This is a genomic window from Vibrio bivalvicida (assembly GCF_001399455.2).
Taxonomy (GTDB): domain Bacteria; phylum Pseudomonadota; class Gammaproteobacteria; order Enterobacterales; family Vibrionaceae; genus Vibrio; species Vibrio bivalvicida.
Window position 1 is genome coordinate 156,997 of sequence record NZ_LLEI02000053.1, and the last position, 11,144, is coordinate 168,140.

At 46.2% G+C, this 11,144-nt stretch carries 7 protein-coding genes; 6 read left to right on the top strand and 1 reads right to left on the bottom strand.

Annotation, left to right across the window (positions count from 1 at the left end; all coding sequences use genetic code 11):
• Nucleotides 1-139 precede the first annotated feature (139 nt).
• Together APB76_RS17375 and APB76_RS17380 are read left to right on the top strand one after the other, a co-directional pair.
• On the top strand, nt 140-403 hold the full coding sequence (locus tag APB76_RS17375; RefSeq protein WP_049846680.1) for a YfcL family protein: 264 nt from the start codon (nt 140-142) through the stop codon (nt 401-403).
• 139 nt (nt 404-542) lie between these two features.
• A complete protein-coding gene (locus APB76_RS17380) occupies nt 543-1,067 on the top strand; it encodes an NADPH-dependent FMN reductase (RefSeq protein WP_054961317.1) in 525 nt (174 codons plus the stop codon).
• 71 nt (nt 1,068-1,138) lie between these two features.
• Here APB76_RS17380 and mnmC read toward each other — a convergent pair whose 3' ends face one another.
• Nucleotides 1,139-3,160 (bottom strand): bifunctional tRNA (5-methylaminomethyl-2-thiouridine)(34)-methyltransferase MnmD/FAD-dependent 5-carboxymethylaminomethyl-2-thiouridine(34) oxidoreductase MnmC, encoded by a 2,022-nt coding sequence (gene mnmC, locus APB76_RS17385; RefSeq protein ID WP_054961318.1) that lies wholly within the window; start codon nt 3,158-3,160, stop codon nt 1,139-1,141.
• A 128-nt stretch (nt 3,161-3,288) separates the two neighbouring features.
• Between mnmC and fabB the strand changes: the two genes are divergently transcribed.
• From fabB to APB76_RS23205, 4 genes are all read left to right on the top strand, one after another.
• Entirely contained in the window at nt 3,289-4,500 is a 1,212-nt protein-coding gene (gene fabB, locus APB76_RS17390; RefSeq protein WP_049846683.1) for a beta-ketoacyl-ACP synthase I, read from the top strand.
• 264 nt (nt 4,501-4,764) lie between these two features.
• Entirely contained in the window at nt 4,765-5,898 is a 1,134-nt protein-coding gene (locus APB76_RS17395; RefSeq protein WP_054961319.1) for a 4-phosphoerythronate dehydrogenase, read from the top strand.
• Nucleotides 5,895-6,908, top strand: a complete 1,014-nt coding sequence (locus APB76_RS17400) for an aspartate-semialdehyde dehydrogenase (protein ID WP_054961320.1) — start codon at nt 5,895-5,897, stop codon at nt 6,906-6,908. The genes APB76_RS17395 and APB76_RS17400 overlap by 4 nt, the downstream gene beginning before the upstream one ends.
• Nucleotides 6,909-7,111: 203 nt before the next feature.
• Nucleotides 7,112-11,144 (top strand): FimV/HubP family polar landmark protein (locus tag APB76_RS23205; RefSeq protein WP_064429716.1); only part of this gene is annotated, 4,033 nt, incomplete at its 3' end.

The following is an 11,144-nucleotide window of genomic DNA, read 5'->3' on the forward strand; positions in this document are numbered from 1 at the left end:
CTTAGGTGAATATTTGAGGAAGTGCACAGGGCGTGCCATACGCGAAAGCCTTGCTATTACTAGGGTTTGCGTTGGAATTCTCAATGTGAGAAGCTTGGCGTTCTTTTTGAGAAGCAAACTGATTAGGCGTTAACGCAAAATGATTATTGAATTTGAAGAACAGCTGCTAGAGCTAATTGATGCACGTATTTCATCGGCATCGGATGATGAGTTGTTTGCTGGTGGTTATCTACGAGGTCATATTTCTTTGTCAGCGGCAGCATGTGAAGAAGAAGGCATTAACGATGTCGAAACGTTGAAAGAACGAATCCAAGCCAGCTTAGATGACGCACGCTCCGAATTAACACCTGCTGACCGTACTATAGTTAACGACCTGTGGGTTGAGTTAGTTAACAACGCGTAATCAGACTCGCACAAATGGTCTTAAATTAGGGGTTGTTCGAATTTTTCGAACAACCCCTTAAATTTTTTATGGTTGTTGCTTTTCTGCTCGATGGATATTCTTTTTAGCACATATCGAGAAACGAATAGGAAATCAGATTATGAAAATTGTAGCCTTTGGAGCATCAACCAGCTCAACATCAATTAACAAGACTCTAGCGACATATGCTGCGAATCAGATTGAGAGAGCCGACATTTCTGTTCTCGATTTAAATGACTATCAAGTTCCTATGTTTAGTGAAGACGTAGAGAAAGCAATTGGCCAGGCAGAAGGTGCGAAAGCGTTTTTGGCCGACCTAGCGGCTGCGGATGCGATTGTTGTCTCTTTTGCTGAACATAATGGCTCTTATCCAGCTGCTTATAAGAACCTATTCGACTGGTCTACACGTATTGAGCGTAACGTCTTCCAAGAGAAGCCAGTTGTATATCTTGCGACTTCTCCAGGACCGGGTGGTGCGCAAACCGTTCTAGCGGCTGCTACTGGCTCAGCGCCTTACTTTGGCGCACAGGTGAAAGCTTCAGTTTCAGTACCAAGTTTCTACGACAACTTTGATTTAGAAACAGGTCAGTTCCGCAATCAAGACATTGCTGAACAGATTAAACAAGCCGTCGCTAGCCTCGCATAGTCATTAGGGGAGTATTAAAAAACGCTGCCACCACTTGGAAGTGAGTGGCAGCGTTTTGTTATCTGGGGTACTTAAAGTTCTGTAATTGCTTTGCCCTTACGTAACTTTCGAACCCACATCCTGCTTGGGTGAAGCGTTTCCAATACGTCAACTGGCAATGGCAAGGGATCACCACAGATCTGCGAAGCAAGTGTCTCTGCCAGTAAAGGTGCAGAGCATAAACCTCTAGAGCCCAATCCCAGCATACAATATAGATTTGGGTAACTCGGAACATCTACTGCGTTCTTAGCTGGTTTTTTCTTGTGTATGTCAGCATAGACTTGTTTTATTAGTTCTAGCTTACCTACGTTGCCAATAAATGGCAGGTGATCTCGGCTTACGCAACGAATGCCTTGGCGAGACAGGTTACCAGAGGTATCGACTTGGTTAGGCCAATCTTGGTTTGAAATGCATTTGTGTAGTTTGTCACCATTATCCTGTTGTGCCTGTGGGTCAAACTCGGTATCCAGATGTGAACGATCGTAGCTGGCACCAATACAATGATGATCATTGTTAAGGTTGACTGGCGTCATATAGCCATCGTAGCAAAGCACAGTTTTGAGCTGAGACAGTTCGTCTGTTGTCGGTATATGACTAACCTGACCTTTTACCTGACCAAGGGGAATCTTCGCAGTTTGTTCTAGCTGGTCAAACTGGTGTCCATTGGCAACCACAACGGTTGAGTGTGTAAAGTTTTTTTCACCGGATAAAAGTGTCCAAGTTTGCGTCTCTTCGTTCCAATCTAGAGCGTCTATCTTGGTTTCAAACCGTGTATCAAATAATTTGCTTTGCTCAAGTTTAGTAATTAAACCTTGAGTTAATTCAGCAGGGCACAGCCAACCGCCAAGTGGATAATGGACACTTTCTATATCGATCGGCAGTCCGATAGTTGCACTGGTTTGCGATTGATCTAGACGGTGAATAAGCTGTTGGTCAAAACGGCCCTTTAACATTCTGTCTAATTTCTCGCTCGATTTCTCATCCCACATTAGCTGGGTGACACCACACCAGTCGTGATCGAAAGTTATCTGCTCGGCTGTTTGTTCAACAAACTGGCGAGCAAAAAGAAAAGCTGGAGCGAATACACGAGAAACTCCCGAGTGATCGCCATTAAGTAGCGGATAGACAGCTCCTTGGCGGTTACCTGAGGCCCCCTGAGCAGGTTTAGCATCTTGGCAATACAGAGTGACCTTCTTTCCGCGCCGGACTAGCATTTTAGCCAAAGTCGCACTGGCAATGCCGCCACCGATTATCGCAATGGACCCTGACGAATTAGCCGGAGTTCGCGCGAACCAAGGCTTAATATTGGTGGTGGTTTGGCGCTTGGGTAAATGGCCCGCAATCATATCTCGTTTAGTGCCAAAACCTTTGACTTTCTTCATTTCGAAACCCGCTTCAATTAAGCCTCTACGAACAAAGCCCGCAGCGGTAAATGTCGCACAGGTACAATCTTGCCTTGCTAGTTTTGCCATGCCATTGAATAAATTCTGATTCCACATTTCTGGGTTCTTGCTCGGGGCAAAACCATCTAGGAACCAAGCATCAACAATTCCTTTTTCCCCGACAGGCACTCTTGGCATGCAATCTTTAATATCACCGAACCATAAATCGAGGGTGATCGCACCTTCCTCAAGCACTACTCTATGACACTCAGGAACCGCGATAGGGTAGTGCTTTTGTAGTTTTTCAGCGTATTCGGCAAGCTCAGGCCAAGACTGATGCGCCTTGATCAAATCATCTCGACTGAGTGGATATTTCTCAAAGCTCACGAAATGGAGTTCTTTTAGTGGCGCATCCGGGTGTTGCTGCTTAAATTGATCAAACCACTGCCATGCCGCTAGGAAGTTCAAGCCAGTGCCGAAGCCAGTTTCAGCAATAATAAAACGGCGCTGGTCATAGGTTTGCCATCTTTGTGGGAGATGATTCTGGTGCAGAAACACGTAGCGGGTTTCTTCGAGACCATTCACATTGGAAAAATAGACATCATCAAACTGATCGGAAACAGGCGTACCTGTATCGTTCCAGCCTAGTTGAGCATTGGTAATCGAGGTCATAGTGTCGGAAATATGTAAATAAAAGCGATAATATGATTGCAATTGTACGGTTTTAAGGGAAAGCTGACCACTTTTCCCCGCTATCTTAGTTATCATCTAGCGGATTTTTGAATTATAGGAATGTCATAATGAAACGAGTCGTAATCACCGGTATGGGTATTGTTTCAAGTATCGGTAACAACGTCGAAGAAGTTTTAGCGTCTCTAAAAGCAGGTAAATCTGGTATTACTGCCTCTGAGCAGTTTAAAGAACAAGGTCTTCGTTCACAGGTTTGGGGTGATCTAAAAATCAACCCAGCAGAGCACATTGACCGTAAACAGATGCGCTTTATGGGTGATGCGGCTGCTTATGCATACCTATCAATGCAGCAAGCAATTGAAGACGCAGGTTTAACAGACGATCAAGTTTCAAATGATCGCACTGGTATTGTTGCAGGTTCTGGCGGTGCATCGGCACTAAACCAAACTGTCGCGACAGATACAATGCGTGCCAAAGGCGTAAAACGTGTTGGTCCTTACATGGTTCCTCGTACTATGTCTTCAACGGTTTCTGCGTGTCTTGCGACACCATTTAAAATTCGTGGTGTGAACTACTCAATGAGTTCGGCTTGTGCAACATCGGCGCACTGTATCGGTCACGCAATGGAGCTTATCCAACTTGGCAAACAAGACATCGTATTTGCTGGTGGTGGTGAAGAGCTAGATTGGTCTCAAACTATGATGTTTGATGCGATGGGCGCACTGTCAACTAAATACAATGAAACCCCTGATCAAGCCTCTCGTACTTACGATGCAAACCGTGACGGTTTCGTTATCTCTGGTGGCGGCGGTATGTTGGTTATCGAAGAGCTTGAACATGCACTAGCACGTGGCGCGAAAATCTACGGTGAGATCGTAGGTTACGGTGCAACCTCTGATGGCTACGACATGGTTGCTCCATCGGGTGAAGGCGCGGTTCGCTGTATGAAGATGGCGATGCAAGACGTTGACAGCATCGACTACGTAAACACGCACGGCACATCTACACCAGTTGGTGACGTAAAAGAGCTAGGTGCAATTCAAGAGCTATTTGGTGACAACAGCCCAGCGATTTCAGCAACTAAAGCGATGACAGGTCACGCTCTAGGTGCAGCAGGCGTTCACGAAGCAATCTACTCAACACTAATGTTAGATAACAGCTTTATCGCACCAAGTATTAACGTTGAAGCGTTAGATGAAGCTGCGAACGGTCTAGATATCGTGACTGAGAAGCGTGATGCAGAGTTGACGACAGTGATGTCAAACAGTTTTGGTTTTGGTGGCACAAACGCTACGCTAGTTATCAAGAAGTACCAAGGCTAACTGAATTTGCTCATTACAGCATGTAATGGGTAATCCAGTTTCCAGAGCTGACTAACCTTTAGCAATAAAGGTTAGTCTAACAGACGCAGACTTTAACCCATGGAGAGCGGGTTAAGATCCTTTTGTTCTGGACTATTGCCCGGCCAAGTGCCGGGCATTTTTCTATCTAATACCAATCGGAATAATAGGTGATCAGATAATTACTCGACACCGACTCACCTTTTTTGCACAATCAATGCCATTCAAAGCTAAATCGATAAACTCATGAAAATTCTTGTAGATGAAAATATGCCTTATGCTGAACAGCTTTTTAGTCAGCTAGGAGAGGTTGTTTTAAAATCCGGTCGCACACTGACCGCGGATGACTTAATCGATGTTGATGCGCTTATGATTCGCTCGGTGACTAAAGTCAACGCAGAGCTAATCGCTAAAGCCAACAAGCTAAAATTTGTCGGCACAGCAACGGCGGGAATGGATCACGTCGATCAAGCTCTACTCAGAGAGAAAGGTATTTACTTTACCGCCGCCCCAGGCTGTAACAAAGTGGGTGTTGCTGAGTATGCATTCAGCGTGATGATGGTGCTTGCTCAGTTGCATGGTTTTTCAGTGTTTGATAAAACCGTTGGAATTATTGGAGCAGGTCAAGTCGGTAGCTACCTGCAAAAATGCTTAGAAGGCATCGGCATTAATGTGTTGATCAACGATCCACCTAAACAAGCTGAAGGGGATTCTCGTCAATTTACTCCTTTGTCTGAATTGTTGGATCAAGCAGATATTATTACTCTGCATACCCCCATCACACGTGATGGTGAGCACCCTACGCATCACCTAATTGATCAAGCAGTGTTGGAAACGTTACGTGGTGACCAAATTTTAATCAATGCGGCTCGTGGCCCTATTGTCGATAACTCTGCACTAAAAACGCGTTTACAGAAGAATGATGGCTTCGTTGCGGCATTGGATGTGTTTGAATTTGAGCCAGAGGTTGATATGGAGCTTCTGCCTCTGCTAGCATTCGCAACCCCTCATGTCGCAGGTTATGGCTTAGAGGGGAAAGCTCGCGGTACGACAATGATCTTCAATAGCTATTGCGAGTTTCTAAACAATGAATTACGTGCGCATGCTAGTGACTTGCTGCCAATTGCGCCAGTTCCACAGCTCTCTTTAGATCGCGAGTGGGACGAAGCAACACTGCACAACATCACGCAGCTAGTCTATGATGTGCGTAAAGATGACGCCTTATTCCGACGCGAAATCAGCAAGCCTGGTTCGTTTGACCTGATGCGTAAAAACTATTGGGATCGTCGTGAGTACAGTGCAGTCACGTTAGTCGGTGGAGAGTCATGCAATCTATCCCCACTAGCAAAACTAGGTTTTCAGGTTGAGGTAAGTCAATGAGCCAACAATATAATGTTGCAGTTTTAGGCGCGACTGGTGCAGTCGGCGAAACAATTATAGAAGTGCTGCAAGAGCGCAAATTCCCAGTGGGTGAGATTTACCTTTTAGCCAGTGAGCGCAGTGAAGGTAAGACTTATCGCTTTAACGGTAAAACTGTCCGAGTTCAAAACGTAGAAGAGTTTGACTGGTCTCAAGCACATATCGCGTTGTTTTCCGCAGGTGGTGATTTATCTGCTAAATGGGCGCCAATCGCTGCAGATGAAGGTGTTATCGTGATTGATAACACGTCACAGTTCCGCTACGAGTACGATATTCCACTTGTAGTGCCTGAAGTGAACCCTGAAGCGATTGCCGAGTTCCGTAACCGCAATATCATCGCTAACCCAAACTGCTCAACGATTCAGATGTTGGTTGCCTTAAAGCCAATTCACGATGCAGTGGGTATTGAGCGTATTAATGTATCAACTTACCAGTCAGTGTCGGGTGCAGGCAAAGCGGGTATTGATGAGTTAGCAGGTCAAACGGCTAAGCTTCTTAACGGTATGCCAGCAGAAAATGAAGAGTTTTCACAGCAAATTGCGTTTAACTGTATTCCGCAGATCGATCAGTTTATGGAAAACGGTTATACCCGCGAAGAGATGAAGATGGTTTGGGAAACACAGAAAATCTTCAACGATCCAGGTATTACTGTAAACCCTACCTGTGTTCGTGTGCCTGTTTTCTATGGTCATGCGGAAGCAGTCCATCTAGAAACATGTGCACCAATCGATGCGCAAGAAGTGATTAATCTGCTAGAGCAAACTGAAGGTGTCGAAGTTTTCCGTGGTGATGACTTCCCAACACAAGTTCGCGATGCGGGCGGTAAAGATCATGTGATGGTAGGTCGTATCCGTAACGATATCAGCCACCATAGCGGAGTAAACCTGTGGGTAGTGGCAGACAACGTTCGCAAGGGTGCGGCAACGAATGCAGTGCAAATCGCAGAAGTTCTGATTCGCGATTACTATTAAATCACTGTTGATAATTGTCCAACTAAAGCCTCGCCATAGTGTGAGGCTTTTTTAATCGAATTTTGAAAAATTGTGTGAGATTAATGCGAATATGGCGCCGGACACACATTTTTTACCTCTCCACCTATAGTTTTGAGTGGTTTATCCGATATATTTAACAGATCATCGTCATTAATTTAATTGAGCACATAGCTGAGCCTTATATGCGTCGAATTTTACAGCGTCTACTGTTGCCCCTAGCAATGGTTGCCGTGACTCAAACTACTATCGTAAACGCGGAGAGCATTCGCCTTAAAGGGCCAAATGGTGAGATCCAGTCATCTCCCCAATTCTCAGAGTCCCTTACTCGTAATACGCGTGCGACAGCGGAGCCTTCTCAATTCTATGGCCCGACCACAGAACAAGAAACCTTGTGGAGCATTGCCTCTCAATTGCGACCTTCTCGTGCGGTCACTGTACAACAAACGCTATATGCCATTTTTCAACTCAACCCTCAGGCGTTTGAAAACCAGAATATCCACGAACTCATTCCACAAAGTACGATTCGTATTCCTTCACTGAGTCAAGTTCGCGCCGTCTCTACTCAGGAAGCTGTCAACGTGATGGCAGCTCACCAAGCGCGTTTGGGTAAAGCACCCGCTGTTAAGCCACCACAGCAGACAGCCTCAAAAGTGCAGGTTACCCCCGTCTCTCAACCTGTCGAATCACTCAAGGTTACAGACAAGGGCACTGATACTAATCAGGAGAAGATGGTTGATAAAGACAGCGATCTAAAAGCGATTGCTGAGCAAGAGAAGCAAAAACAGGTTAAATCACTCGAAAACCAGCTTGAGACTTCTGAAACAGAACTAATGGCATTGGAAGAGAAGAACCATAAACTGCGTCTAATGCTTGCTGATGTCCAGTCTGAAGTGGATGTTCTTAAAGATGAACTCGGTGATGAAGACCGCATTCGGACTGAAGTTGAAAAGCTACTTGAAGCGGAGCGGCAGCGCTTAGCCGAAGAACAGAAAATGGCCCCATCTGCGATGGATCAGCTGTTCTCGAGTACTTGGTTAGTGGCAGCACTTGCGATTATTCCTGGGCTATTAATTGGCCTGATCGTTATGATGTTGTTAGGCCGCCGTTCAAGAGAAGAGCCACAAGCAGCACCCGTTGCGCAGCAGCCTGTGCAACCTGTTGCTCCTGTTGCGGCAGAGACCCTCAACGAAGATCTTGATGATGACCTGCTACTCGATGATGATTTGTTTGGTGAATCAGACAAAGACGAAGAAGAGCTGTTTGGCGACGACTCAGCCGATCCGGATGAAGTAGACGTCTTTGCCGATTTAGATGATGGTGATCTCGACTTTAACCTTGAAGGTGAAGACAGCGATGATCCGTTTGCTGGCATTGGTGATGATGGTGATTTAGATGAATCGCTCGCTGATGCAGACGTTGACATGAGTTCCAACGGCATTAGCGTTAATGGTGATGATAAAGCGCTTGGTCTTGAAGAGATGGAGCGTGCCCTTGATGAAGTCGTCATTGAGGAATCGGATGACGAAGGATTCGACTTGTCAGATGATGGCGAGTTTTCTCAAGATGAATTGGACTCATTGCTCGCTGATGATGGTGGCACTGAAGAGTTAGGCACTGATGAGCTTGATCAGTCACTATTGGACGACTTATTCAATGAAGCTCAGGATGACAGCAACGAAGACTTAGATTTCGATAGCTTACTTGATGAAGGTGAAGACAGCTTCGATTTAAGTGACGAATCTAGCAGTGATATATCTGAACCAAGCCTTGCTTCTGATAGCGAAATTGACGATATCTTTGCCCAGATGGAAGCGCAAGCTGATCTAGAAACGCTTGAAGCGAATGCGGTTGATGAAACTGCGCTGCTAGATGAAGTACTAGACGAAGAAGGCGTGCAAGTTAGCGAAGATAGCACTGAATTATTAGACGAACTCCTAGATGAAACGGAAGAACTGTCAAAAGATAGCGTCGAAGAGAGTGACGTATTTGATGAGCTAATTGCTGTTGATGAGCCTGCTGAAGAAAGTACAGACCTATTAGATGAATTTATTGCTGAATCTGCTGATGATATAGACCTAGATTCTGAGCTTGATGAATTAATTGGTGATGATGCAGCAGAAGGTGATATTGATTTAGCCGATAGTACTGATTTACTCGCTGATGTGGTTGATTCTGAACCTCAAATAGAGCAAAGCGTAGAGCTTGGTGATGACGCAACGGATCTATTTGAAGAGTTACTTGAAATTGATCAGCGCGACGAGTTGGCGGAGCCTGAGGTAGCAACGGAACCATCCGTTGAACAATCTGCCGTTGAGCCAGAAACACAAACTACAGCTGATAAGGACTTTGCTAGCGAAGATTTTATCGATGATCTGTTAAGTGTTGCCCCTGAAGGCGACCCGTTGCTTGACGAGTTAGAGCTTGATGATGTTCCCGATGTTGATCCTATTGATGACATTGTATTAGACACAGAAGTCGATCAAGCTATGCTTGCAGAGCCAGAGCCAGAGCCAGAGCCAGAGCCAGAGCCAGAGCCAGAGCCAGAGCCAGAGTCAGAACCAGAAGAAGATGAAGACGATTGGCTAACAACGGCTATTGAAGACTTTGAGAATCCTCAAGACGAACTTGAAGAGCCTACCGATATCGATGAAGTAGACAGTCAAGACGTGCTGTCCAATGAAGGTGTTGCTGAGCAAGCTCCAAGTGAAGATGAACCAGAAGAAGATTGGCTGACTTCAGCAATTGATGAGGTTGAAAGTCCACACACGGCGTCTGAACCCGCTCAAGTTGTAGAGACATCTTCAGCCTCTTTGAATGAGTTGTCAGCGACCTCAGGTGCTGAACAGCAAGCAATTGTTGAAGATGATTTGCTTGCGCAGCAAGAGCAAAATGACACACTGAAAGAAGAGACTCCAGAGACTCCAGAGACTCCAGAGACTCCAGAGACTCCAGAGACTCCAGAGACTCCAGAGACTCCAGAGACTCCAGAGACTCCAGAGACTCCAGAGACTCCAGAGACTCCAGAGACTCCAGAGACTCCAGAGACTCCAGAAGAATCCAAGTCTTCACCATCTATTCCAGAAGCTATCCCAAATGAGTTTGGTGTTCCTCAAGACGATGATTGGATAATTGATGAGCCTCAGACTGAAGAAGCTCAAGCAGAAGATACTTTGGCCTCTCAAGCACCAGCCGAACAGGAAGTACAAGAGCCTGTAGAGCTAGATTTGCCTGATATAGCTCAAGAGAGTGTCACCGAAGATCCACAGCCAGAAACAGAGGTATCAACAGTAGAGTTGGAAGACGAATCTTTCGAACTCGATGAGCTAGAGCTAACAGAATTTGGTGAAGAAGAAGCGCTCGCTGAGGTTGCCGACAAGCTGCAGCCAGAAGTTGAAGCTCCTACTACTGAGCTTGAAGAGGAATCTTTCGAACTCGATGAGCTAGAGCTACCGGAGTTTGGTGAAGAAGAAGCGCTCGCTGAGGTTGCCGACGAGCTGCAGCCAGAAGCGGAAGCTCCTGCCGTAGAGCTTGAAGAGGAACCTTTCGAACTCGACGAGCTAGAGCTACCAGAATTTGGTGAAGAAGAAGCGCTCGGCGAGGTTGCCGATGAGTTGCAGCCAGAAGTAGAAGCTCCTGCCGTAGAGCTTGAAGAGGAATCTTTCGAACTCGATGAGCTAGAGCTAACAGAATTTGGTGAAGAAGAAGCGCTCGCTGAGGTTGCCGACAAGCTGCAGCCAGAAGTTGAAGCTCCTACTACTGAGCTTGAAGAGGAATCTTTCGAACTCGATGAGCTAGAGCTACCGGAGTTTGGTGAAGAAGAAGCGCTCGCTGAGGTTGCCGACGAGCTGCAGCCAGAAGCGGAAGCTCCTGCCGTAGAGCTTGAAGAGGAACCTTTCGAACTCGACGAGCTAGAGCTACCAGAATTTGGTGAAGAAGAAGCGCTCGGCGAGGTTGCCGATGAGTTGCAGCCAGAAGTAGAAGCTCCTGCCGTAGAGCTTGAAGAGGAATCTTTCGAACTCGATGAGCTAGAGCTAACAGAATTTGGTGAAGAAGAAGCGCTCGCTGAGGTTGCCGACGAGCTGCAGCCAGAAGTTGAAGCTCCTGCTACTGAGCTTGAAGAGGAATCTTTCGAACTCGATGAGCTAGAGCTACCAGAATTTGGTGAAGAAGAAGCGCTCGCTGAGGTTGCCGACGAGCTGCAGCCACAAGCGGAAG